A 23,315-nucleotide genomic window follows, 5' to 3' on the forward strand; every position below is an offset into this window, starting at 1 on the left:
AAGCTCCAGAAAGGAACCATGGCTGACCCCGTACCCCATCAACAGGCATTCCAGCAGGCCCAGCGGACTTTCGCCAGCGGCTGGATCGGCAACGACAAGGACCCGGGAGGAATGATCCTCCCGGGTCCTGCCAGTCTCAACTGTTAGTCGACGACCGCGTTCGAACCCACGGCGTGGCCGAACAGTTCCGGCAGGGTGCCCTGCCATGCTGCCTTGAGCTCGTCGAGGTCGACGGTGACCTCACCGAAGTTCAGCTCGCGGGCCGAGGTGGTCTCGCCGATCTTCACGGCCGACACACCCTTCTCAGCGGCGCGCGCCAGCACCGCGTCCACGCGGTCGGCGGTGGTGGCCACCACGGCACGGGAGGCAGACTCGGAGAACAGCGCCACGAACTCATCCTCGTGAACCCCCGAGAGATCGAGATTGACACCACCCTGCGAGCGGAAGGCCATCTCGGCCACAGCCTGCGCCAGCCCACCCTCGGAGAGGTCGTGGGCGGCGGTCACATCGGTGTTGCCGACGAAGAAGTCCGCGAGGCGCTCCTCGTTGGCCAGGTCGATCTTCGGGGGCAGGCCCTTGAGACCGCCACCGGAGATCTGCTGCCAGATGGAGCCGCCGAACTCGTCGGCGGTCTCACCCAGCAGGATGAGCACCTCGGAGCCCTCGACGGTGCCGAGGTCGTGGCCGATGGCGTCGTGGACGTCCTCGATGACACCGAGGACACCGACGACCGGGGTCGGCAGGATCGGGGTCTCACCGGTCTGGTTGTAGAAGGAGACGTTGCCGCCGGATACCGGGATCTCCAGCTCCTTGGCACCGTCGGCCAGCCCGTGGACGGACTCACGGAACTGCCACATCACATCCGGGTTCTCCGGGGAGCCGAAGTTGAGGCAGTTGGTCACGGCCACCGGCTTCGCGCCGGTGACGGCGACGTTGCGGTAGGCCTCGGCCAGTGCCAGGCGGGCACCGGTGCGCGGGTCCAGCTGGGTGTAGCGGCCGGAGGCGTCCGCGGAGACCGCGACACCGCGGTTGGTCTCCTCGTTGATGCGCAGGACACCGGCGTCGGAGTACTTCGCCTTGACGGTGTTGCCGCGCACGTAGCGGTCGAACTGCTCGGTGATGAAGTCACGGGAGCACAGCGCCGGGGAAGCGACCATGTCGAACAGGGCCTGCTTCAGGTCGTCGGGACGCTCGACGGGGGTCTGCTGCTGCAGCTCGTCCTGCCACTCCGGGCGGGCGAAGGGTCGCTCGTAGACCGGGCCCTCATCGATGGTGGAGGCCGGGGCGTCGACCACGAGCTCGCCGTTGTGGTAGACGAGGTAGCGGTCCTTCTCGTCGATGACCTCACCGATCTCGGCGACGGGAACCTCCCACTTGGCGCAGATCTCCTTGAACTTCTCCACGTTCTCCGGCGACACCACGGCGCACATGCGCTCCTGGGACTCGGAGGCGAGGATCTCCGCGGCGGTCATGTTCTCGGCGCGCAGCGGTACGGAGTCGAGGTTGACGCGCATGCCACCGTCACCGGCGGCGGCCAGCTCCGAGGTGGCGCAGGCCAGGCCGCCGCCACCGAGGTCCTGGATACCGACGACGACGCCGGCCTGGTACAGCTCGAGGCAGCACTCGATGAGGACCTTCTCGGCGAAGGGGTCGCCCACCTGCACGGCCGGCAGCTTGCGCTCGGCACCCTCCTCGAAGTTCGCGGAACCGAGGACGGAGACACCGCCGATGCCGTCGAGTCCGGTGCGGGAACCGAAGAGCATGACCTTGTTGCCGGTGCCGGAGGCGAAGGCCAGCTTGAGGTCCTCCACCTTCAGGGTGCCCACGCACAGCGCGTTGACCAGGGGGTTGCCCAGGTAGGCCTCGTCGAAGACGGTTTCGCCGCCGATGTTGGGCAGGCCGAGGGAGTTGCCGTAGCCGCCGATGCCGGAGACCACGCCCGGCAGGACACGGCCGGTGTCGGCTGCGTCGGCGGGGCCGAAGCGCAGCTGGTCCATCACGGCGATCGGGCGGGCGCCCATGGCCATGATGTCGCGGACGATGCCGCCGATGCCGGTGGCCGCACCCTGGTAGGGCTCCACGAAGGAGGGGCTGTTGTGGGATTCGACGCGGAAGGTGACGGCGTCGCCGCCCCCGATGTCGACCACGCCGGCGTTCTCGCCGATGCCGGCGAGGATCTTCTCCGCCATCTCAGGCGTGGTGGTCTGGCCGAAGTAGCGCAGGTGCACCTTGGAGGACTTGTAGGAGCAGTGCTCCGACCACATCACGGAGTAGGCGGTCAGCTCGGCGTCCGTGGGACGGCGGCCGAGGATCTCCCTGATCTTGGTGTATTCATCATCCAGGAGACCCAGCTCAGCGTAGGGCTGCTCGAGCTCCGGGGTGGCCTTGGCGGCGTCGACGGTGTCGTTGTGGACAGTCATTGTGTGTTGCGCCTCCTAGGCTGCGATCGTGCCGATGGCGGACAGGAACATCCCCAGGCCGTCGGTGGACGGTCCGGTGAGGATCTCGACGGCATGCTCCGGGTGCGGCATGAGGCCGACGACACGGCCGGTCTCGTTGGTGATGCCGGCGATGGCGTTGAGGGAACCGTTGTAGTTGTCGGTGTAGCGGAAGACCACGCGGCCCTCGCCCTCGAGCTGCTCGATGGTCTCCGGGGCGGCCTGGAAACGGCCTTCTCCGTGTTTGGCCGGCACGAGGATCTTCTGGCCGGTCTCGTAGTTCTTCGTCCACGCGGTGTCATTGTTGACCACCTCGAGGTAGGTGTCGGTGCAGTGGAAGTGCAGCCCCTGGTTGCGGGTCAGGGCACCGGGAAGCAGACGGGCCTCCGTCAGCACCTGGAAGCCGTTGCAGATACCCAGGACGGGCATGCCTTTTCCTGCGGCGTCGACGACCGCGCGCATCACCGGGGCGATGGCGGAGATGGCACCGGAGCGCAGGTAGTCCCCGTAGGAGAAACCACCGGGGACGACGACCGCGTCGACGCCCCTGAGGTCTTCATCGGCGTGCCAGAGGTTGACCACCTCGGCACCGGCGATGCGCACCGCGCGGGCGGCGTCGACATCGTCGAGGGTGCCGGGGAAGGTGATGACACCGATCTTCGCGGTCACTTGGCGACCTCCACGCCCACAACCTCGAAGTCCTCGATCACGGTGTTGGCGAGCAGCGTCTCGGCGACCTTCTCGAGGTCGGCGGTGGAGACGGAGTCGTCCACCTCCAGCTCGAAACGCTTGCCCTGACGTACGTCGCTGACGCCGGTGACGCCGATGCGTCCCAGCGCACGGTGGACGGCCTGTCCCTGGGGATCCAGGATCTCCGCCTTCGGCATGACATTCACAACAACACGGGCCACAGTTTTCCCTTATCTTCGCCGTAATTGGTCGGTCTTCATTCTAGCCTGCTACACCAAACCGGAATACTTCGCACGATCTGGCCAGTAGATAAGGTGCTATCAGCGGGGCAGGTTGGCCTCGATGAGGGAGACCACCTCCGGGTCCTGCGGTTCGGTCCGCGGCCGGATACGGGCGATGACCGCACCGTCGGGAGCGATGAGGAATTTCTCGAAGTTCCACTGCACATCCCCCGCCTCGCCGGCTGCATCCGCCACCTGCGTGAGCTGACGGTAGAGCGGGTGCGCCCCCTCGCCGTTGACCTCCAGGCGCGACAGCAGGGGGAAGCTCACCCCGTAATTGAGGGAGCAGAACGAGGAGATCTCCTCGTCAGTGCCCGGCTCCTGGCCGCCGAACTGGTTGCAGGGCGCGCCGATGACGGTCAGGCCACGGTCGCCGTAGTCCCAGGCGAGCTGCTGGAGACCGGCGTACTGCGGGGTCAGGCCGCACTCGGAGGCGGTGTTGACCAGCAGGATCAGGTCCCCACCGGCGATGTCGCCGAGGGTCGAGGAGGTGGAGTCGTTGAGGGTCACGGGGGTGCTGAGAAGCGTCGTCATGGCCCCAGACTACGGCTCAGATCATGGCACGGTAGTCGCCCGGGTCCGCGCCGGCCGCAACGGCGGCGACGGCCGCACGCAGGAAATCCGAGGAGACCTTCCGGTCCTCCAGGTTGCGCCCCGACACGGACAGGCGGATGGTGTTGCCGCGGGCGGCGCCGCGTTCGGCGGCCCGGATGACGTTACGCCGCCACCATTTCGCCGCGCCGAAACCCTCACCGACGGACAGGTTGCGGCACTGTCGGAAGGAGCCGTCGGTGAGGTTGTGCAGGCCGCGGGTGCTGGCGGCCAGCGCGAAGTCGAATTCCGGCAGTACCTCGAGGGTGCCCGGCGACATCCGCCACCGTGGCGGGGCGAAGATGTCCATCTCGAAACCGATCCTGCGCATCTGCCGCGTGGCCCCGGCCAGGCGCAGGCGGGCCTCGTGGGCGTCCAGGTTGGCGAATTCGGAGCGCCGGCCCTGCACCGCCTGGTCGAAGCCGTTGAGGATGAGCACCCGGCCCGCCTCCTGCTGGGCGAGCAGCCAGTCACGGGTGCGGTGGTCCCGGGCCAGGCGCCAGTTGCCGTCGATGTGCGGGGCGACGAGCAACGAGACGGGGATCCCCTCCGCGTCGAGCAACTTCATCATGCCCGCCACCGCTCCCCTGGTGTCGGAGAAAATACTGGAGACTGAAACCAGGAGACGGCCGCGCATAAGGGGAATTATCGCACGGCCCGCTCACTCTGTCGCGGCGGAACGGTCACAGCCCCCGCGGTCCACAGGGTCCACGCGTACTCGAAGGCGGTCTGGCGCCAGCGCGCGTAGCGGCCGGAGACACCACCGTGTCCGGCGGACATCTCCGTTTTGAGCAGGAACTGTCCCCCGGTGGCGGTCTCACGCAGCTTCGCGATCCACTTCGCCGGCTCCACATAGAGCACGCGCGTGTCGTTGATGGAGGTGATGGCCAGGATGTCCGGGTAGTCCTTCGCCGCGACGTTCTCGTAGGGGGCGTAGGAGGCCATGTAGTCGTAGACGTCCGGATCGTGGAAGGGGTCGCCCCACTCATCCCATTCGGTGACTGTCAGCGGCAGTTCCGGTTTGAGCATGGAGGTCAGCGGGTCCACGAAAGGCACGATGGCCTGAATCCCGGCGAAACGGTCCGGGGCCATGTTGGCGATCGCGCCCATGAGCATGCCACCGGCGGAACCCCCCTCGGCGACCAACCGGTCCGGGGTGGTCAGCCCGCGGGAGATCAGCTCGTCGGCGACGGCGATGAAGTCGGTGAAGGTGTTCTTCTTCTTCTCCAGCTTTCCGTTGTCGTACCAGGCGCGCCCCATCTCGCCGCCGCCGCGGACATGAGCCACCGCGAAGATCATTCCGCGGTCCATGACGGAGAGCCTGGCGATGGAGAAGCCCGGGTCGATGCTGGATTCGTAGGAACCGTAGGCGTAGAGCACCGTCGGGTTCGGGCGGCTGAGGTCCAGGTCGGCGCGGTGCACCACGGAGACCGGGATCTGCTCGCCGTCCTCGGCCGTGGCCCACAGGCGGTGGGCGGTGTAGTCCTCGCGGTGGTAACCGCCGAGCACCTCCTGCTCCTTGAGCAGGGTGAACTCACCGGAGGCGATGCGGTAGTCGTAGAGGCGCGCCGGGGTGGTGAAGGAACCGTAGGAGATGCGGATGACGGGTGCGTCCCATTCCGGGTTGCCCAGGGAACCGGCGGTGTAGAGCTCCTCGTCGAAGTCCAGTTCCTTGAACGTGTCGTAGCAGCCGGAGGCGCTCAGCTCCATGACGGCGAGGCGGCCGATGGCACCGCGGCGGTAGGAGGCGACGATGTGGCCCTGGAAGGTGTCCACGCCCTCGATGCGGGTCTCCGGGTCGTGCGGGATGAGCTCCTCAAGCTTCCGCAGCGGCCGCAGGTCCGCGACAGGGCATTCCCCGATGGCGAAGTTGGGGCCGGTGGCGTTGTGGGTGACGATCCACCGGTCCTCCCCGCCCTCCAGGCCAGGCAGGACGGCGTGGTCGACGGAGTACTCGACGTTCTTCTCCCGCGGCCACAGGACCTCGAACTCGCCCTCGGGGTTGTCCATCAGCAGGACGCGGGTCTCGGAGGTGATCTTGGAGGCCGCCTCGATGATCAGGTACTTCTCGCTGCGGGTGGAGCCGACGCCCGTGAAGAACTGTTCGTCGTCCTCGCGGAAGACGCAGACGTCCTCGGCGGGGTCGGTGCCGATGCGGTGGCGCCACACGGTGTCGGGGCGCCAGGCCTCGTCAACACGCTGGTAGAACAGGTGGTCCTCCCCCGCCCAGGTCGCACCGTAGTAGACGTTCTCCAGGACATCGGACAGCAGTTCGCCGGTCTCCAGATCCTTGATGTGGAGAGTGAAGCGCTCGTCGCCGGTGGTGTCCACGGAGTAGGCGAGGAAACGGCCGGAGGTGGTCACGGAGGAGGCACCGAGGGAGAAGAATTCGTGGCCCTCGGCCAGTGCATTGAGGTCGAGGATGATCTGCTCACCCTCGGGGCGGCCCTCCTCGGGGATGACCGGCGGGGTCCACGGGTCATGCGCCGCGTCGACGGGGATCCGGCAGGAGTAGCCGTAGTCCTTGCCCTCCTCGGTGCGCCCGTAGTACCACCAGTCACCGGACCGCTGTGGGACGGACATGTCCGTCTCCTTGATGCGGGACTTGATCTCGGTGTAGATCTCCTCGGTGAGGTCCTCGATGTCCGCGGTCTGCTGCTTGGTGTACGCGTTCTCCGCCTCGAGGTGGGCGATCGTCGCCGGGGAGTCCTTGTCCCGCATCCACTCGTAGTCGTCGATGAAGGTGCGGCCGTGGAATTCACGGACCACCGGGTGGCGCGGGGCGATCGGGGGCTGCAGAGTCATGTCCCCGATCGTAGTCACCGGCTAGACGCAGTCCCCGACCCAGGTGGCGAACTTCTTGCCCGAAAGCCGCTCGTAGGCCTCGATGTAGCGCTCGCGGGTGGCCTCCACGACGGAACCGGGCAGGACCGGCGGCGGGGTGGTGCCGTTGACGTCCCAGCCGGACTTCGGGGAGGTGAGCCAGTTGCGCACGTACTGTTTGTCGAAGCTGGGCTGGACCTTCCCCTCCTCGTAGCTGTCCGCCGGCCAGTAGCGTGAGGAGTCCGGGGTCAGCACCTCATCGGCAAGAACGAGGGTGCCGTTCTCGTCGAGGCCGAACTCGAATTTGGTGTCGGCCAGGATGATGCCCCGGGACTCGGCGAGTGCAGCGGCCTCGGAGTAGATCCGCAGGGTGGCCTCGCGCAGCTCGTCGGCCCGGTCCTCACCGAGCTTTGCGACGACCGCCTCAAAGCTCACGTTCTCATCGTGATCACCGAGCTCCGCCTTGGTGGCCGGGGTGAAGATCGGCTCGGGCAGCTTCGAGGACTCGACCAGACCCTCGGGCAGCTGGATACCGCAGACGGTGCCGTCGGCCTGGTACTCCTTCAGCCCGGAGCCGGTGAGATAGCCGCGTGCCACGCACTCGAAGGGCAGCATCTTCAGCTTCTTCACGATCAGGGCCCGGCCCAGCACCTCCTCCGGGATCCGGGGGTCATCCGCCGGTCCCGCGAGGTGGTTGGGGAAGTCGATGGCGTTGAAGAAGAACACGCTCATCGCGGTGAGCACACGCCCCTTGTCCGGGATCTCCGGATCGAGGATGTGGTCGTAGGCGGAAATCCGGTCGGAGACCACCATCAGGAGGGTGTGGTCATCCACTTCGTAGATCTCACGGACTTTGCCGGCGGAGAGGTGATTGTAGTCGGACAGCTCAGGACGCATGGCCAGCAGTTTAGACCCGGCCGAGGTGCTTGGGTAATTGTGGGTTCCGCGCAGTCCCCGCCGACCGTAGACTTGAGGGCGTGGCTTTCCTCTATTACACGGCGACCACGCTCAACGGCTTCCTCGCCGACGACAACAACTCCCTGCAGTGGCTCTTCGACGTGCCTGGGGCCCAGGAGGCGGAGGCCGGGATCGATGACCTCCTGGTCGGCGTATCCACCCTGGCGATGGGCTCCACCACCTACGAATGGATGCTCCGAGAGCTCGATCTGCTGAACTTCCCGGAGAAGTGGACGGAGAGCTACGGTTCCAGACCTACCTGGGTCTTCTCCTCCCGCGAGCTCCCTGTTCCGGCGGGGGTGGACGTCCGCGTGATCAACAGTTCGGTGGCCGACGCGCTGCCGGGGATCCTCGCCTCAGCCGGGGCAGGTGACGTGTGGATCGTCGGCGGTGGCGACCTGGCAGGTCAGTTCCTCGACGCCGGCGCACTCGACCGCATCACCCTGACGCTGGCCCCGGTGTTCCTGCCCGGCGGGGCGCCACTGTTTCCCCGCCGGTTGGAGAGCTCGCACCTCCACCTCACCGGGACGCGGCAGACGGGGCAGTTCGTGGAGCTGACCTTCGATGTGACGCCTCCGGGCTAGAGGATCTCGCCCGGCTGGTAACCGGCGGCCTGCGGGTGGGCGTCGACAAGCGACTGGATGCGCCGCAGCACGTGGTCGACCTGAGATTCCGCGGCGCCGATGAAGGCGTGACGGTCGGCGAGCGCAGCGTCGAGATCCTCCTTCGACATGGGCAGACGCTCATCGGCTGCCAGACGCTCGACGAGGTCCTGGTCGCCGCCGTTCTCGCGCATGTTCAGGGCCACGGCGACGGCGTTCTCCTTGATCACCTCGTGTGCGGTCTCCCGACCGACACCCGCGCGGACGGCGGCCATGAGGATGCGGGTGGTGGCCAGGAAAGGCAGGTAGCGCTCCAGCTCGCGGTTGATCATCGCCGGGAAGGCACCGAACTCGTCGAGCACCGTGAGGAAGGTCTCGAACATGCCGTCGATGGCGAAGAACGCGTCCGGCAGCGCCACGCGGCGGATGACGGAGCAGAACACATCACCCTCGTTCCACTGCTGGCCTGCCAGGTCCGCCACCATGGTGAGGTAACCGCGCAGGATCACCTGCAGACCACCGACGCGCTCGCAGGAACGCGCGTTCATCTTGTGCGGCATCGCCGAAGAGCCGACCTGGCCCTCCTTGAAGCCCTCGGTGACGGTCTCGGTGCCGGCCATGAGGCGGATGGTGTGCGAGAGCGAGGAGGGGCCGGCACCGAGCTGCACCAGGGCGGAGACGGCATCGAAGTCGAGGGACCGGGGGTAGACCTGGCCCACGGAATCGAAGATGCGGGAGAAACCGAGGTGGTCGGCGATGGAGCGCTCCAGAGCGGTCAGCTTGTCCTGGTCACCCCCCATGAGGTCGAGCATGTCCTGGGAGGTGCCCATCGGCCCCTTGATGCCGCGCAGCGGGTAGCGCTCAAGCAGGTTCTCCAACCGCTCGATGGCCACCAGCATCTCGTCGGCCGCCGTGGCGAAGCGCTTGCCCAGGGTCGTGACCTGTGCCGCAACGTTGTGGGAGCGGCCCGCCATGACCAGGGAGCGGTACTGTGCGGCGCGGTCGCCGGTGCGGGCGAGGACGGCGACAGACTTGTCACGGATCAGTTCCAGGGAACGGTAGATCTGCAGCTGCTCGACGTTCTCGGTGAGATCGCGCGAGGTCATGCCCTTGTGGATGTGCTCGTGACCGGCGAGGGAGTTGAACTCCTCGATGCGTGCCTTGACGTCGTGGCGGGTGATCCGCTCACGGTCGGCGATGGAGGAAAGGTCCACCTGGTCGATGACGGCGTCGTAGGCCTCGATGGCCTCCGCCGGGATGTCGACGCCCAGGTCCTTCTGCGCCTTCATCACTGCAATCCAGAGCTGGCGCTCCAGGATGATCTTGTACTCCGCGCTCCACAGCTCAGTCAGCTCGGTGGAGGCGTAGCGGTTGGACAGGACGTTCGCGATCTTCTTCTTATCAGCCACAACAGTGATTATCGCATGCGCCGCTCAGGCGGGGGTCTTCACCGGCTGCGGGGCGGCGGTCGGGGCCGTGGCACGCGGGGGCCGCAGGGAGAAGGCGAGGAGGCAACCGGCGACCGCGACGACGGAGAACAGCAGGAAAGGACCACTGGTGGCGAAGCCCAGACTGATGATCACACCGGCCAGAGTCGGGCCGGAGATGTCACCCAGGCCCCCGCCCCAGGGCCCAGCCCACGCCGGCGACCTTCGAGTCAGCCGGGTAGGCGGAGATGGTGACGGTGGGCCACAGGTGTAAGCGTTCGGGACTCATGCGGCTTCCTCCAGAAGGTTCAGTAGGGTGCCTGCGTCGGTACGCAGGGCGTCGTGGTCCCAGGACAGGGTGGCCGGGGAGAAGGCCGTGGTGGTGCGGTCGGCCCAGCCGGCCATACCGGCGGAGGTGGCGGCGGGGTCGGTGTTGCCGCAGACGGTGGACAGGGGGACGTCGACAAGCCCGGGCCACGGTGCAGATGAGGGCGGACAGGACCGGGTGGTTGAGGACCTCCGGGCGGGTGCCGCCGAGACCGAGCAGCCAGTCCCGCAGTTCTGCATCGGTGGCCCGGTCACCGTCGGGTGCCGGCGGGGCGGTCCCGGGCGGGGTGTGGTCGCGGGCCGAGTGCGGTGGTTTTTCATCAGCGCGGCGTTGTGGGCGATCAGCGTGATCACCCGGCGCAGCTGCTCTTTGCCCAGCCTGGCGAAGGTTTAGCCGGTCCCGGCGAGGCGGGCGACCACCGTCTCCAGGTCCAGTTCCTCTTCCCTGTCGGCCTCCGCACCGGCCATCGTCAGCGCCCCCTCGAGCAGTTCCCGTTCGGAGGGTGCGGGCAGGGTGCGCCACAGTTCGGCCGGATAGTCGTCGAGCAGCACCAGCCGGTTATCTGGTTACCGCCGGGGCACCTGGGGGTGGAAAGGCATAAAAATGACGCTGCGGTGGGACCCAGTCAGGGGGCCAGCGCAGCGTCAGGGCAGTCCGGGAATTCAGCGGGCGGAGACGTACTCCCCCAGGCGGCGGCAGGCCTCCCGGGTCTCCGACTCCGGGGCGCACAAACTCAGACGCACCCACTTGTGGCCGTTGACCGGATCGAAGTCCACGCCCGGCGCAAAGGCCACCCCGATCTCCTCGACGAGTTCATGGCACCAGGCCTCTGAATCATCGGTGACGTGCGAGACGTCCAGCCAGAGGTAGAGGCCGCCGTCCGGCTCCGCGAAGCGGGTGAAACCGATCTTGGGCAGCTCGTGGAGAAGTACCCGGCGCGCGGCCCGGTAGCGCTCCACATGGGTGTCGAGCTCGGCGCGCGCCTCCGGGGAGAAGGCCGCCCGACCCGCGATCTGCGAGATCGCCGGGGCACACAGCGCGAGTGAGGCCTGGAGATTCTCCACGGGGGTGATCAACTCATCGGGCAGGATGAGCCAGCCGACGCGCCAGCCGGTCATGGAGAAGTACTTCGACAGGGTGCCCACCACGATGGCCCGGTCGGAGAACTGACGCGCGGTGGCCAGCGGGCGGCCGAAGCTCATGCCGTGGTAGTCCTCGTCCGAGATGAGGACCGCACCGTTGTCCTCACACCACTTCGCGATGCGTTCCAGCTCCGCCGGGTCGATGATCGTGCCCGAGGGGTTGCCGGGGGAGGTGACGATCACGGCCTTCGGCCGGTCCTGTGCAGGCAGGGCCTCGAGCATGTCGGCGGTGGGCTGGAAGCGGGTGGTTTCATCGCAGACCAGGTCCACGACCCGCGCCCCGAGAGAGCCGAGGATGTTTCGGTAGGCAGGGTAACCGGGGCACGACAGGGCGACCACGTCACCGTGGTCGAGGGTGGCCAGGAAAGCCGCCACGAAACCACCGGAGGAACCAGTGGTGATGACGACTTTCTCGGCCGCAGTGTCCACGCCATAGGTCTCCGAGTGCCAGGCGGCGACGGTCTCGCGCAGATCCCGGTCGCCGATGACCTCGGTGTAGCCCAGGGCGGAGGCGTGCAGTTCATCCCCGGCAGCCGCCAGGGCTGAGGCGGGCGCGCCGGTGGCGGGCTGGCCCGCGCACAGCATGATGGTGTCGCGTCCTTCCCGGCGCCGGCGGTGTACCAGGTCAAGCATCTGCATGACGCGGAAGGGCTGGACGTTGCTGCGGCTGCTGGCGAGTGTCACAGCGAGATTTTCCCCTCCACGGCCGGCAGGGCGATGTCGTTGCGGTAGAAGGAACCCTCCAGCGTGATCTGCCCGATGGTGGCGTAGGCGTCGTCGCGGGCATCCTCCAGGGTGGCACCGACACCGACGATGTTGAGCACGCGGCCACCGGCGGAGACCAGCTCCCCGGCCTCATTGCGGGCGGTGCCGGCATGCAGCACCTTCTCCGGATCGGTGACCACGTCACCGCTGATGACACCACCGGTGCGCGGGGCGGCCGGGTAGTCCTCGGCGGCCAGCACCACGGTCAGGGCGTAAGCATCCGCCCACTCGAGCGGCGGCTGCTCGGCGAGGGTGCCGGAGGCGACGGAGTCGAGGAGCGTAGCCAGCGGGGTCTCCAGCAGCGCGAGGATCGGCTGGGTCTCCGGGTCGCCGAAGCGGGCGTTGAACTCCACCACCCACGGACCGTCAGCGTCCCAGGCGATACCGGCGTAGAGCAGACCGGAATAGGGGGTGCCACGACGCACCATCTCCTTCGCGACGGGCACGCAGACCTCGTCGACGATGCGCTGCACACCCTCCTCAGGCAGCCAGGGCAGCGGGGTGTAGGCACCCATGCCGCCGGTGTTCGGGCCTTCGTCGTTGTCGTAGGCGCGCTTATGGTCCTGGGCCGGCAGCAGCGGGACAACGGTCTCGCCGTCGACCAGGCAGAACAGGGAGACCTCGGGGCCGTTGAGGAAGGACTCCAGCAGCACCGGGTTGCCCAGGCCGTGGACGGCCCGGACATGCTCGAGGGCGGCGGCCCGGTCGGGGGTGACCACGACCCCCTTGCCGCCGGCCAGGCCGTCGTCCTTGACCACCCAGGTCGGGCCGAAACGGTCCAGGGTGGCCTCGATCTCCGCCTCCGGGGTGCCCGGGACCAGCTGCTCCGCGCGGGCCGTCTTCACGCCGGCCTGCGCCATGACCTCCTTGGCGAACTTCTTCGAGCCCTCGATCTGGGCGGCCTCTCCCGAGGGTCCGAAGACACGGAAACCCGCCTCCCGCAGGTCATCGGCCACACCCGCGACCAGCGGGATCTCCGGGCCGATGACCACGAGGTCTGTCTCGATCCGGCGGGCGAGGGCGACCATGGCGGCACCGTCATCAACCTTGCCCGCATCAGCGTGCACGGTGGCGAGGTCGGACATGCCGGCGTTACCCGGGGTGACATGGAGGTCAGAGGTGGCGGGGTCGGCGGCCAGGCCCTTGAGGAGGGCGTGTTCGCGGCCGCCCGAACCGATCACGAGAATGCGCATGACCATCAAGTCTAGATGTAGCCTGTCTGGCATGAGTAGCGTGTTCACCAAGATCATCAACGGCGAGCTCCCGGGCCGTTTCGTCTACCGCGACGATCTGGTCGTCGCCTTCCTCACCATCGAACCCCTGCGGTACGGCCACGTGCTCGTCGTCCCCGTCGAGGAGACCGACCGCTGGACCGACCTCTCCCCCACCGTCTGGCGCCACCTCAACGAGGTCGCGCAGAACATCGGCCGCGCCGTGAAGGAGGCCTTCGGCTCCTCCCGCGCGGGCTACATCATCGCCGGTTTCGACGTGCCCCACACCCACATCCACATCTTCCCCACAGACCGGATGGGCGAGTACGACTTCTCGAAGGCGATCGCCGCCGACGCCACCGACCCCGCGGAGATGGACGGTGCCGCCGAGAAGATCCGCGCCGTCCTCGAGACCGACGAGAACGGCAACCCGCGCTAGATGTCACTGCTGCGTTGGGTCCCCCACCGCGGCACCCTGCCTGCCCTGCCCCCGCTGGAGCAGGTCGAGGGCACCCCAGTGATGCTGCTGCACGGGCTCATGGGTTCGCCCGGCAACTTCGAGGGCACCGTCCACGGACTGCTCGACCTCGGGGTACCGGTGGTGGCCCCACTCTACGGGCGGCGCGGCACCGTGCGCATTGAGCAGTCCTTCGCCGAACTCATGGAAGTCACCGGTGAGCTGCTGGCGGAGCGGGAGCGTATCGACATCGTCGGACACTCCCTCGGCGGTCACCTGGGGCTGCGCCTGGCCCACGAGTTCCCCGGCCGGGTGCGCACTCTCGTCGGCCTCGGCGCCGCCTTCCGGGGGCTGCCGCTGCCGCCGAACCCTGTGGTCAGACACGGGGTGAGCATCGTCATGGGCCGCGGCGCCGGTGACCTGATGACCAGTGTCCCCTTCGAGGCGGTTGTACCGGAGGGCACCCGGGTGGTCTCACTGATCTCCGACACCGACTGGTTCGTCCCTGCCGCCTCCTCCGAGATCGGCGAGGTCCGCCGGCTCCGCGGCACCCGCCACGAACATCTGCCCGGACTTGCCGGGGACATCATCACCGCCCTGGAGTGGAAACCATGACCGAGCACACCGCCGATGTCGACGGCACGGAATACACCTTCCCCTGGCCCGCGGACCAGACGCTTCTCGACGCCCTGATAGCCGAGGCCATCCCCGCCTACTACTCCTGCATGGAGGGCCATTGCGGCACCTGCCAGTGCACCCTGACCGGCGGACCCTCCCACATGCTCAACAACGAGGTGCTGTCGAAATACGAGATAGAGCAGGAGGATCAGACCCTGGCCTGCCAGACCATCCGCGACGGTGAGGGCCCCTACCGGATGAGTTACGAGTAGGTCGCGGGAACCGGCCGCCCGGTGCACCCCCGCGGCCTATGGTTGAGTTCATGAATCTGACTCCCCGCCTCCATGACAACCCCGAACTGACCGAAGGTGAGGCGCGCCCCACGATCCTGCCCGCCTACTTCGGGAAGTTCGGCGGCCAGTTCGTCCCGCCCCAGCTGCTGCCCGTCCTCGATGAGCTGGAGGGCGCCTACGCCGAGGCGCTGCAGGACCCGGAGTTCATCGCGGAGCTGCACAAGCTCTACACCTCCTACCTCGGCCGCCCCACCCCGGTCACCGAGTGCGTGAACCTGCCGCGGGAGGGTAAGGGGCGGGGCCACGCCCGGATCTTCCTCAAGCGCGAGGACCTGGTCCACGGTGGCGCGCACAAGGGCAACCAGGTCATGGCGCAGGCACTGCTGGCCAAGCGTCTGGGTAAGACCCGACTGATCGCCGAGACCGGGGCGGGCCAGCACGGCACCGCCACGGCGATGGCCGCCGCGCGTTTCGGCATGGAGTGCACCATCTACATGGGTGCGCGTGACGTGGCCCGGCAGCAGGCCAACGTCTACCGCATGCGCCTGATGGGTGCCCAGGTCGTCGCGGTGGACGAGGGCGGTGGCAACGGGCTGCAGAACGCGGTGGATGTGGCCCTCATGGACTGGGTGGACTCCTACGAGACCACCCACTACCTGCTGGGCACGGCCGCCGGCCCGCATCCCTTCCCCAGCCTGGTCAAGGAGTACCACCGGGTCATCTCCAAGGAATCACGCGAACAGATGCTCGCCGAGGTCGGCCGGCTCCCCGACGCCGTCATCGCCGCCGTGGGCGGCGGCTCCAACGCCATCGGTGCCTTCGCGGAGTACTACGAGGACACCGATGTGCAGCTCATCGGTGTCGAGCCTGCCGGTGACGGCCTGGACACCGGGAAGCACGGCGCCCCACTCAACCGCGGCCGGGTGGGCATCCTCCACGGTTCACGCTCCTACGTCATGCTCGGCGAGGAGGACAATGACGTCCTCAACTCCCACTCCATCTCCGCCGGGCTGGACTACCCCGGTGTGGGTCCGGAACACGCCTGGTTGCTTGAGACCGGGCGGGCCTCCTACGTCGGTGTCGCCGATAAGGAGGCCCTCCAGGCCTTCCGCATGCTCACCCGCTACGAGGGCATCATCCCCGCTCTCGAGTCCTCCCACGCCCTGGCGCACGCGCTACATCTGGCCGAGCTCGACGAGGACGAGGGTAGGCGGGACCGCGTCTACCTGGTCAACCTCTCCGGCCGCGGGGACAAGGACCTGTCCTATGTGCGCCACCTCCTGGGTGAGCACGCTGATGAGGACCCGGAGACCCACGACATCGACGACCTGGATGTCGCCGGCACCATCGCACGGCTGGGCGCGGCCTCTGATTAGATTCCCCGAACCGGCCGTGGGGGTCTCCACCGCGCACTAGGCTCAGGGATGTGACCCCTGAGCCTAAGGCCGGTCACAGCACAGTCCCAGATTTCCGAGCTTGATCCGGCGATCCCGCATCGCCCCCATCTGAAATTCTGCACCACTGACTGAGGAGACACTCCCATGAAGGCTCTCGTTTACCACGGACCCGGCCAGAAATCCTGGGAGGAGGTGCCGGATCCGGTGATCCAGAAGCCCACGGACATCATCGTCAAGATCGACACGACCACGATCTGCGGCACCGATCTCCACATCCTCAAGGGCGACGTCCCCGCCGTCACCGAGGGCCGCATCCTCGGCCACGAAGGCGTGGGCACCATCACCGAGGTGGGTGACGCCGTGACCACCCTGAAGGTCGGTGACCGGGTCATCCTCTCCTGCGTGAGCGCCTGCGGACGCTGCGACTACTGCAAACAGGGCGTCTACTCCCACTGCCGGGCAGACGAGGGCGCGCCGGGCATCGGCTGGATCTTCGGCCACCTCATCGACGGTACCCAGGCCGAATACGTCCGGGTCCCCTTCGCCGAGACCTCCGTGCACAAACTCCCTGAGGGTGTCAGTGATGCCGAAGGTGTGCTGCTCTCAGACATCCTGCCCACCGGCCACGAGATCGGCGTGCAGTACGGCCGGGTCAAGCCCGGCGACGTCGTCGCGGTCATCGGTGCGGGCCCCGTCGGTCTGGCCGCCATGCTCACCGCCGGGCTCTACGGTCCCTCGAGGATCATCGCCATCGACCTGGACGCCAACCGCGTCGAGGAGGCGAAGAAGTTCGGTGCCACCGACGGTGTCGTCTCCTCCGATGCGGACTGGAAGGACCAGGTCATCGCGCTGACCGACGGCCTGGGCGTGGATGTGGCCATCGAGGCCGTGGGCATCCCGCAGACCTTCACCATGTGCCTGGACATTGTCCGCCCCGCCGGTACCGTCGCCAACGTCGGTGTGCACGGCACCGGGGTGGAGCTGCCGCTCGATGAGCTGTGGATCTCGAACATCGCCATGACGATGGGCCTGGTCAACACCAACACCACCGACACACTGCTGAAGATGGTCGCCTCGAAGAAACTCGACGCGACCCCCTTCGTCTCCCACACCTTCCCACTCGACGACATCATCGAGGCCTATGACGTCTTCAGCCGGGCGGCCGAGACCAAGGCGCTGAAGGTGATCCTCACCGCCTGAGCGGTGAGGGGGTGTTGATGTAGCTCTCGTGCGTTAGGTCCGGACATGTATCTCCCCGGACACCTGCCCCTTGCCGGGCCGGGTCACCTGAGGGATACGTGTCGAGATCTACCGGACCGGACCTAACCCAACGCCCGCCCCTCAGGCCGGGCGCGGCAGCCGCACCGTGAAGGTGCTGCCCTCACCCTCGGCGGAGTCGACGGTGATGGTGCCGCCGTGCTTCTCCACCAGGGACTTCACAATGGCAAGGCCCAGGCCGGAGCCTCCCGAGGCGCGGGAGCGGGAGGCGTCCTCCCGGTAGAAACGTTCGAAGATGTGGCTGGCGGCCTCGGCCGACATACCGCGGCCGTCGTCGGCGACGGTGAGGACCACGTCGTCCTCCTGCAGTCCCAGCGTCACCGTGACGGCGGCATCCGGGCCGCCGTGGGTCAGGCCGTTGGAGATGAGGTTGAGCAGCACCTGGTGCAGGCGGGAGGCATCGCCCTCGACCACCGGCACCGAGGAGGTCTCGTTGCTCACGGTCACCTCCCGGCCGGGGAAGGCCGCCCGGGCGGAGGCGGCCACCGACAGGGACAGTTCCAGCAGGTCGACGGGTTTGAGTTCCAGGCGGGAGCCCTCGGCCCGGGTGAGCGCGAGGAGGTCCTCCACGAGCAGGGACATGCGGCGGGATTCGCCGTCGATACGCGTGAGCACCATCTCGACGTCGGTGGTGGCGCCGGAGCGGTAGAGCTCGGTGTAGCCGCGGACGGAGGTCAGCGGGGTGCGCAGCTCGTGGGAGGCGTCGCCGACGAAGCGGCGCATCTGCTCCTCCTTGCTCTGGGCCGTCTCCACCGATTCCTGGAGTTGGCCGATCATGGTGTTCAGCGCGTGGGAGAGTTGGCCGACCTCGGTGGTGCGGGGCCAGGCGGGGACACGGCGGTCCAGGTCACCGGCGGCGATCTCACCGGCGGTACGTTCAACCTCGCGCAGCGGGGCCATGGCCTGACGGACGACGTAGTAGCTGAGCAGGGCGAGCACCGCCAGGACGATGACGCTGATGACCACCTGCACCAGGGCCAGTCCGTAGAGCAGGGCCTGTTCCCGGGCGAGGTTCTTCGCCACGACGGTGGTGACCCCGCCCTCGCGGTTGGCGATCACGCGCCAACGGATGTTGGATTCACTGCCCGGCGCGGAATCGACGGTCTGGGGTGGGCGCCCCACCGCCACGTTGGATAACCGGGGCAGGTCCCCGGGGTCATTGAAGACGATGGTGGAGCCGTCCTCGAAGATCTTGATCACCACGTAGTCCGAGGGCGGCCGGGAGTCGCTGTCGGACTTGAAGATCTCCGAGCTCTTCGCCCAGCCGCCGAGGGAGTTGATCAGGTCCTCGTCGACACGCGAGTAGGTGACCTCGCGCATGATCGAGGACACAGCGACGGAGCTGGCGGCCAGGCCGAGGCCGGACATCACCACGATGATCACCACGAGCCAGGTCCGCAGGGGCCACGCGCGTTCGGGGACGTGCGGGGCCGGCGGCGGGTGGAGGGTGTCGCGCGGATCGAGCCTGGCGTAGGGGTTATCCACCGGCGGTGTGTCCGGTCCGGGGCTGGGCGAGGCAGGGTAGGGAGGAAGCGTCACTGGCGGGGCGTCCGGAGCACGTATCCGACGCCACGGACCGTGTGGATCAGGGGCACGTCGCCGGTGTCGATCTTGCGGCGCAGGTAGGAGATGTAGGACTCGACGACGTTGCCGTCGCCTCCGAAATCGTAGTGCCAGACGTTGTCCAGGATCTTCGATTTACTGAGCACGACCTCGGCATTGAGCATGAGGTAGCGCAGGAGGTTGAATTCGGTGGGCGAGAGCTCGACGATCCGGCCGGCCTTGGTCACCTCGTGGGTTTCGTCGTTGAGGGTGAGGTCGGCGTAGGAGATGGTCGCGTCCTCGGGATCCTGCTCCTTGATGTTGCCGCGGCGCAGGATCACCCGCAGCCGGGTGATCACCTCCTCCAGGGAGAAGGGTTTGGTCACGTAGTCGTCGGCGCCGATGGTCAGTCCGTGGATGCGGTGTTCCACGGCGTCCTTGGCGGTCAGGTAGAGCACCGGGCCGTCGAGACCTTCGTTGCGCAGTTTGGTCAGCAGCTCGAAGCCGTCCATGCCGGGCATCATCACGTCGAGGATGTAGGCGTCGGGGTTGAATTCCCGGGCCACGCGCAGCGCCTCGGTGCCGGAGCTGGCGGTGCGGACGTCGAATCCCTGGAATTTCAGGCTGACGGTGAGCAGTTCAACGATGTTGGGTTCATCGTCGACGACAAGGACCTTGACATCGTTCTGGTCTGCCTGGGTGTCGTTCATGTCTTCCATTGTCCATCACTTTCCCTGTAGATGCCCTTGAGTCAACCCCCCTGCTCTTCGGCCGCGCTGAACGAAGTCTGAAAGTTTCCTGGACAAGGACATCCGCCGGGCGCTAACGCCACTGCACGTCAGTCAGGTCGATGCCCTCCTGCTGCGCCTGGGCCTCGATGAGGCTGAGCAGATATTCCGCGTGCCCCCGGTAGGTGACGTTGAAGCGCTGGTCCTGGGTGTACATACGGGCGAGCAGGACCTGCTTCTCCACGGAGATCTCGTAGAAGCGACCGATGGAGGCCCGGTGCTTCTCGACGACCCCGCCCGCCTCCCCGCTCCCCGGCTCCACGCCGCGGGCGGCGGCGTCGGCGAGCAGGGCGACGAACTCATCCTGCTCCTGTTTCACCGCGAGCCAGTCCTCGTCACTGAGGTTGGCCACCACCGCCTGGGACTGTTCCCATTCCGGGGTCTCACCCCAGCGCTGCTGCGCCTCCTCCTGGTACTCCGGCCTCCACTGGTCACCGAAGAGCTTCATACGGTCTTCCACTGACATGGTCTCCTCCTTGAGGATGTCATCGACTGCCCGGACCATCCGGTGCAGGTGACCGATGCGTTCCACCAGCACCTCGCGCTGGTGCAGCAGGGCGTCACGGGCGGAAGCGGGCTCATCCAGCAGCTCGGCGATCTCCTTGAGCGGGAGCCCGGCCTCGCGGTAGACGAGGATCTGCCACGCCCGGTCCAGATCCGCCTCCGTGTAGAGACGGTGGTCGGCCCAGGTCCGCCAGCCCGGCACGAGAAGCCCGATGTGGTCCCAGTGCCGCAGCGTGCGGGTGGTTACATTCAGGATGTCGGCGGCCTCGCCGATGGTGTGGTCGGTCACGTGTCCCAGTGTGCTGGTTGACGCCGCGTCAAGTGCAAGGGGTAGTTCGGCGGGACGAAGATCGTACAGATCGTACAGCGCACTTGAAATCGTACAGATCGTACAGAACAGAAAGATGGTTGCCGCCCGGGTCGTGGTGACCGTCCACCCGGTGTTTCCGACGGCTCATCGGCTCCGGAGACGGTAGGGGCAGACAGGGGCAGCGCCCCAGCCTCCAGGTCAGGGCGCTGCCCCCGGTGTGCCGGTTGCACTTCCTGGTTCAGATGCAGGGAGATGCCGCCGAGACAGACCGACGAAAACCACAGGGGTGCCGGGGCTAATTCTCCTTGTCCAGGGCGAAGCCGTACTCGACGACGTTGTACCCGGTCTCCGGATCCTTCTGCGGATCCAGCAGCAGCTCCGGCTTCACAGCGGTGGCGACATCATTCTCGGTCCACTCCCCACCCTGGAAGTACAGCTGGGTGGTGATCTCGCGGTAGCCCGGGTTCTTCACCTTCAGGTGCAGATGGGCCGGACGCCACGGGTGGCCACCGTAGGACTCGATGAACCAGCCGGTCGGACCATCCGCCGGGATCTGGTACGGAGCCGGCTGCAGGGTCTTGATCTCGTACTCACCGTTGTCGTTGGTGACGATGGTCCCGCGCAGGTTCCACTCCGGGATGCCCGGTGCGAACTGGGAGTAGAAACCCTCCTCATCGGCGTGCCACAGCTCGATGGTGGCACCGGCCAGGCCCTTGCCGTCCACATCGGTGACCTGACCCTGGAAGATCAGCGGCTGTGCGGCCTTGTCCTGATCGCGCATCGGCATCTCGCACTTCCAGGGCAGCTCGGGTGCGTTGTCGACGTAGTAGGGGCCCTCGATGGAGCCCTTGGTGCCGGTGTAGTGGTGGCGGTTGTAGTTGATCTTCTCGATCTCGTGCTCAACGAAGACATCCAGCCACAGCGGCCACTCGCCGTACTCGCCGACCTGGATCATCCAGTTCTTCAGGACGCGGTACTCGTCGTAGGTGACCTCGTGCTTGTGGGCGACCTCGGCGATGGCGGCCAGCAGATCGGTGTAGATCGCGCCGGCGCGCTCCTTGGAGGTGTCCGACTTGATGGACTCGCCCTTGAACTTTTCGGTCGCTGCGGTACCGGAACCCTTGGCAGTGGGATTGGGCAGGGAATCAGTCATTGTTGTTTTCCTTTCGAAATTTGTTCTTGTCAGGGCGGGAACCCTGTCAGCAGGAGCAACCCGAAGCAGTATCCGCTTCCCGTCTCGGGGGAACCCGGGACGAGAAGCGGCAGAGAGTGCGGTCAGCGGCGGCCCTTGAGGTACATGTTGACGTCATCGCCGCTGAACAGATCAGGTACGGTCCAACCATCCAGGTCGTATTCGGCCATGCAGTCCTCGACCATGCCGTTCATGGTGGCGGTCGTGCCATTGTTCATGGCGTTCATGAGCATCTCGATCTTCACGTTCTCATGGTTACCCGAGTAGTTGCGCTCATAGAGCTCATGGCGGCCGCCGAATTCGGAACCGATCGCGTCCCACAGCAGCTTCATCAGCTTGACGCGATCGACTGCCTCGATACCGTTGGAGCCGCGGACATACTTATCCAGGTAGGGGCGAATTTCAGCGTTCTTGAAGTCCAGGGCACCTGAAGGCAGGTAAATCAGTCCGGAGGCGACGTCCTGCTCAATGATCTCCTTGATACGCGGGTAGCCCTGGGCCATGAACATCCGGTAGGCCAGTCCGTAATCCATCTTCGGCAGGACGGAGCCGTTGGGCCCCTGGTCCGGGTTGAGCATCATGGCATCAGCCAGGGCCCAGAACATGTTGCGCCAGCCGATGACCTCACCGGCCCTGGCCTGCACGCCGCGGAAATCCTGGGTGCCGGCGATCTCCAGGGCCTTGAGCAGCAGGCCGGCGATGAAGTCAAGCTTCACTGCCAGACGGATACAGCCCTGATAGGTGAAACGCTGGATGAAACCGGTCTGAGGCATGAAACCATTGATCTGGTCCGGATCGCCGTAGGCGAAGATGTTCTCCCAGGGCACGAGCACCTTGTCGAAGATGAACACGGCGTCGTTCTCATCCATCCGCGAGGACAGCGGATAGTCGAAGGGGGTGCCGGTGACGGCGGCGTTCTGCGCGTAGGAGGTCCGGGAGATCAGCTTGATGCCGGGGGCATCCATCGGCACAGTGCAGATGAGTGCGTACTCCGGCTTTTTGATCGGCAGTCCGTAGTGGGAGATGAAGTTGAAGTTGGTGATCGCCGAACCTGTCGCCACCACCTTCGCGCCGGAGACGATGACACCGTTGTCGGTCTCCTTCTCCACCTTCATGAACACGTCCTTGACCTGATCCGGCGGGAGATGGCGGTCCACCGGCGGGTTGATGATGGCGTGGTTCCAGTAGAGGACTTTCTCCTGGGATTCCTTGTACCAGCGCTGTGCATTCTCCTGGTACGGGTTGTAGAACTCCGGCATGGCGCCCAGGGTGCCCAGGAACGCGGCCTTATAGTCCGGGGAGCGACCGAACCAGCCGTAGCTCATCCGCGCCCACGTCTCGATGGCGGTACGCGACTCCTGGAGATCCTGCACGGAACGGGGAACCTTGAAGAACGGGTGGGTCTTTCCTCCCGAGCCGGTGTCCGTGTCAGTGAGCAGCAGATCAGCGGTGGCCGGGTCGTGGAAAGCGTCGTACATCCGGGCCACCATCCGCACTGAGTTACGGAAGGCGGGGTGGGTGGTGACGTCGTGGACACGCTCCCCGTGCAGGTAGATCTCCCGGCCATCACGCAGGGATTCGATGTACTCGTCACCCGTCATGGGCAGCTTGGGGTTGGCGGGGGTGGTGCGAGCAGACATGTCGCTCTGGGCGGTGCCCGTGGTGGTGGTCATGATGGTCG

24 protein-coding genes are annotated in these 23,315 nt (G+C 66.7%); 6 read left to right on the top strand and 18 right to left on the bottom strand.

The window, feature by feature from the left end:
- Positions 1 to 143: 143 nt before the first annotated feature.
- The 7 genes from purL to EAH68_RS12445 form a co-directional block, all read right to left on the bottom strand.
- The gene (gene purL / locus EAH68_RS12415) at positions 144 to 2,420 is read right to left on the bottom strand and encodes a phosphoribosylformylglycinamidine synthase subunit PurL (RefSeq protein ID WP_126121661.1); all 2,277 of its coding nucleotides are present in this window, start codon (positions 2,418 to 2,420) and stop codon (positions 144 to 146) included.
- Positions 2,421 to 2,435: 15 nt separating this feature from the next.
- The gene (gene purQ / locus EAH68_RS12420) at positions 2,436 to 3,107 is read right to left on the bottom strand and encodes a phosphoribosylformylglycinamidine synthase subunit PurQ (protein ID WP_126121662.1); all 672 of its coding nucleotides are present in this window, start codon (positions 3,105 to 3,107) and stop codon (positions 2,436 to 2,438) included.
- Complete coding sequence (gene purS / locus EAH68_RS12425; RefSeq protein WP_126121663.1) at positions 3,104 to 3,349, bottom strand: phosphoribosylformylglycinamidine synthase subunit PurS; 246 nt, start codon at positions 3,347 to 3,349, stop codon at positions 3,104 to 3,106. Before purS ends, purQ begins: the two co-directional genes overlap by 4 nt.
- A gap of 99 nt (positions 3,350 to 3,448) precedes the next feature.
- Positions 3,449 to 3,943 (bottom strand): glutathione peroxidase, encoded by a 495-nt coding sequence (locus EAH68_RS12430; protein ID WP_126121664.1) that lies wholly within the window; start codon positions 3,941 to 3,943, stop codon positions 3,449 to 3,451.
- A gap of 16 nt (positions 3,944 to 3,959) precedes the next feature.
- Positions 3,960 to 4,637: a DUF2334 domain-containing protein gene (locus EAH68_RS12435; RefSeq protein ID WP_126121665.1), complete on the bottom strand. Its 678-nt coding sequence runs from the start codon at positions 4,635 to 4,637 to the stop codon at positions 3,960 to 3,962.
- An 8-nt stretch (positions 4,638 to 4,645) separates the two neighbouring features.
- Positions 4,646 to 6,805: a S9 family peptidase gene (locus tag EAH68_RS12440; protein WP_439647635.1), complete on the bottom strand. Its 2,160-nt coding sequence runs from the start codon at positions 6,803 to 6,805 to the stop codon at positions 4,646 to 4,648.
- A 21-nt stretch (positions 6,806 to 6,826) separates the two neighbouring features.
- Positions 6,827 to 7,720: a phosphoribosylaminoimidazolesuccinocarboxamide synthase gene (locus tag EAH68_RS12445; protein WP_126121666.1), complete on the bottom strand. Its 894-nt coding sequence runs from the start codon at positions 7,718 to 7,720 to the stop codon at positions 6,827 to 6,829.
- 80 nt (positions 7,721 to 7,800) lie between these two features.
- Between EAH68_RS12445 and EAH68_RS12450 the strand changes: the two genes are divergently transcribed.
- Positions 7,801 to 8,364, top strand: a complete 564-nt coding sequence (locus EAH68_RS12450) for a dihydrofolate reductase family protein (protein WP_126121667.1) — start codon at positions 7,801 to 7,803, stop codon at positions 8,362 to 8,364.
- Here EAH68_RS12450 and purB read toward each other — a convergent pair.
- From purB to purD, 6 genes are all read right to left on the bottom strand, one after another.
- Complete coding sequence (gene purB, locus EAH68_RS12455) at positions 8,361 to 9,800, bottom strand: adenylosuccinate lyase (RefSeq protein ID WP_206436418.1); 1,440 nt, start codon at positions 9,798 to 9,800, stop codon at positions 8,361 to 8,363. The two genes, EAH68_RS12450 and purB, sit on opposite strands and share 4 nt — an antisense overlap.
- Positions 9,801 to 9,815: 15 nt before the next feature.
- Positions 9,816 to 9,965, bottom strand: coding sequence for a hypothetical protein (locus EAH68_RS14760; RefSeq protein ID WP_164546489.1), 150 nt, complete (start codon positions 9,963 to 9,965; stop codon positions 9,816 to 9,818).
- 129 nt (positions 9,966 to 10,094) lie between these two features.
- On the bottom strand, positions 10,095 to 10,490 hold the full coding sequence (locus EAH68_RS12460) for a hypothetical protein (RefSeq protein ID WP_126121669.1): 396 nt from the start codon (positions 10,488 to 10,490) through the stop codon (positions 10,095 to 10,097).
- 36 nt (positions 10,491 to 10,526) lie between these two features.
- A complete protein-coding gene (locus EAH68_RS14765; RefSeq protein WP_164546490.1) occupies positions 10,527 to 10,688 on the bottom strand; it encodes a hypothetical protein in 162 nt (53 codons plus the stop codon).
- A 111-nt stretch (positions 10,689 to 10,799) separates the two neighbouring features.
- The gene (locus EAH68_RS12465) at positions 10,800 to 11,918 is read right to left on the bottom strand and encodes a pyridoxal phosphate-dependent aminotransferase (protein WP_126121691.1); all 1,119 of its coding nucleotides are present in this window, start codon (positions 11,916 to 11,918) and stop codon (positions 10,800 to 10,802) included.
- Positions 11,919 to 11,959: 41 nt separating this feature from the next.
- Entirely contained in the window at positions 11,960 to 13,237 is a 1,278-nt protein-coding gene (purD, locus tag EAH68_RS12470) for a phosphoribosylamine--glycine ligase (RefSeq protein WP_126121670.1), read from the bottom strand.
- Positions 13,238 to 13,268: 31 nt separating this feature from the next.
- Between purD and EAH68_RS12475 the strand changes: the two genes are divergently transcribed.
- The 5 genes from EAH68_RS12475 to EAH68_RS12495 all read left to right on the top strand — a co-directional run bounded on the left by EAH68_RS12475 (position 13,269) and on the right by EAH68_RS12495 (position 17,220).
- The gene (locus tag EAH68_RS12475; RefSeq protein WP_126121671.1) at positions 13,269 to 13,694 is read left to right on the top strand and encodes an HIT family protein; all 426 of its coding nucleotides are present in this window, start codon (positions 13,269 to 13,271) and stop codon (positions 13,692 to 13,694) included.
- On the top strand, positions 13,695 to 14,327 hold the full coding sequence (locus tag EAH68_RS12480) for an esterase/lipase family protein (protein ID WP_126121672.1): 633 nt from the start codon (positions 13,695 to 13,697) through the stop codon (positions 14,325 to 14,327).
- The gene (locus EAH68_RS12485; protein ID WP_126121673.1) at positions 14,324 to 14,602 is read left to right on the top strand and encodes a 2Fe-2S iron-sulfur cluster-binding protein; all 279 of its coding nucleotides are present in this window, start codon (positions 14,324 to 14,326) and stop codon (positions 14,600 to 14,602) included. The genes EAH68_RS12480 and EAH68_RS12485 overlap by 4 nt, the downstream gene beginning before the upstream one ends.
- A gap of 50 nt (positions 14,603 to 14,652) precedes the next feature.
- Positions 14,653 to 15,999 carry a tryptophan synthase subunit beta gene (gene trpB, locus EAH68_RS12490; RefSeq protein ID WP_126121674.1) on the top strand — a complete coding sequence of 449 codons (1,347 nt, stop codon included), beginning with the start codon at positions 14,653 to 14,655 and terminating at the stop codon, positions 15,997 to 15,999.
- Positions 16,000 to 16,164: 165 nt separating this feature from the next.
- The gene (locus tag EAH68_RS12495) at positions 16,165 to 17,220 is read left to right on the top strand and encodes a zinc-dependent alcohol dehydrogenase family protein (RefSeq protein WP_126121675.1); all 1,056 of its coding nucleotides are present in this window, start codon (positions 16,165 to 16,167) and stop codon (positions 17,218 to 17,220) included.
- A gap of 141 nt (positions 17,221 to 17,361) precedes the next feature.
- Here the strand turns inward: EAH68_RS12495 and EAH68_RS12500 are convergent, their stop codons facing one another.
- From EAH68_RS12500 to EAH68_RS12520, 5 genes are all read right to left on the bottom strand, one after another.
- Positions 17,362 to 18,783: a sensor histidine kinase gene (locus EAH68_RS12500; RefSeq protein ID WP_369408414.1), complete on the bottom strand. Its 1,422-nt coding sequence runs from the start codon at positions 18,781 to 18,783 to the stop codon at positions 17,362 to 17,364.
- Between the two features lie 50 nt (positions 18,784 to 18,833).
- Positions 18,834 to 19,559, bottom strand: coding sequence for a response regulator transcription factor (locus tag EAH68_RS12505; protein WP_206436417.1), 726 nt, complete (start codon positions 19,557 to 19,559; stop codon positions 18,834 to 18,836).
- A gap of 103 nt (positions 19,560 to 19,662) precedes the next feature.
- Positions 19,663 to 20,421, bottom strand: a complete 759-nt coding sequence (locus EAH68_RS12510; protein ID WP_126121677.1) for a MerR family transcriptional regulator — start codon at positions 20,419 to 20,421, stop codon at positions 19,663 to 19,665.
- Positions 20,422 to 20,737: 316 nt separating this feature from the next.
- The gene (gene catA, locus EAH68_RS12515; RefSeq protein ID WP_126121678.1) at positions 20,738 to 21,595 is read right to left on the bottom strand and encodes a catechol 1,2-dioxygenase; all 858 of its coding nucleotides are present in this window, start codon (positions 21,593 to 21,595) and stop codon (positions 20,738 to 20,740) included.
- A gap of 122 nt (positions 21,596 to 21,717) precedes the next feature.
- Positions 21,718 to 23,307 carry a 4-hydroxyphenylacetate 3-hydroxylase family protein gene (locus EAH68_RS12520; RefSeq protein ID WP_126121679.1) on the bottom strand — a complete coding sequence of 530 codons (1,590 nt, stop codon included), beginning with the start codon at positions 23,305 to 23,307 and terminating at the stop codon, positions 21,718 to 21,720.
- Positions 23,308 to 23,315 lie beyond the last annotated feature (8 nt).

This window comes from Corynebacterium hylobatis (genome assembly GCF_003955685.1).
Classification (GTDB): domain Bacteria; phylum Actinomycetota; class Actinomycetes; order Mycobacteriales; family Mycobacteriaceae; genus Corynebacterium; species Corynebacterium hylobatis.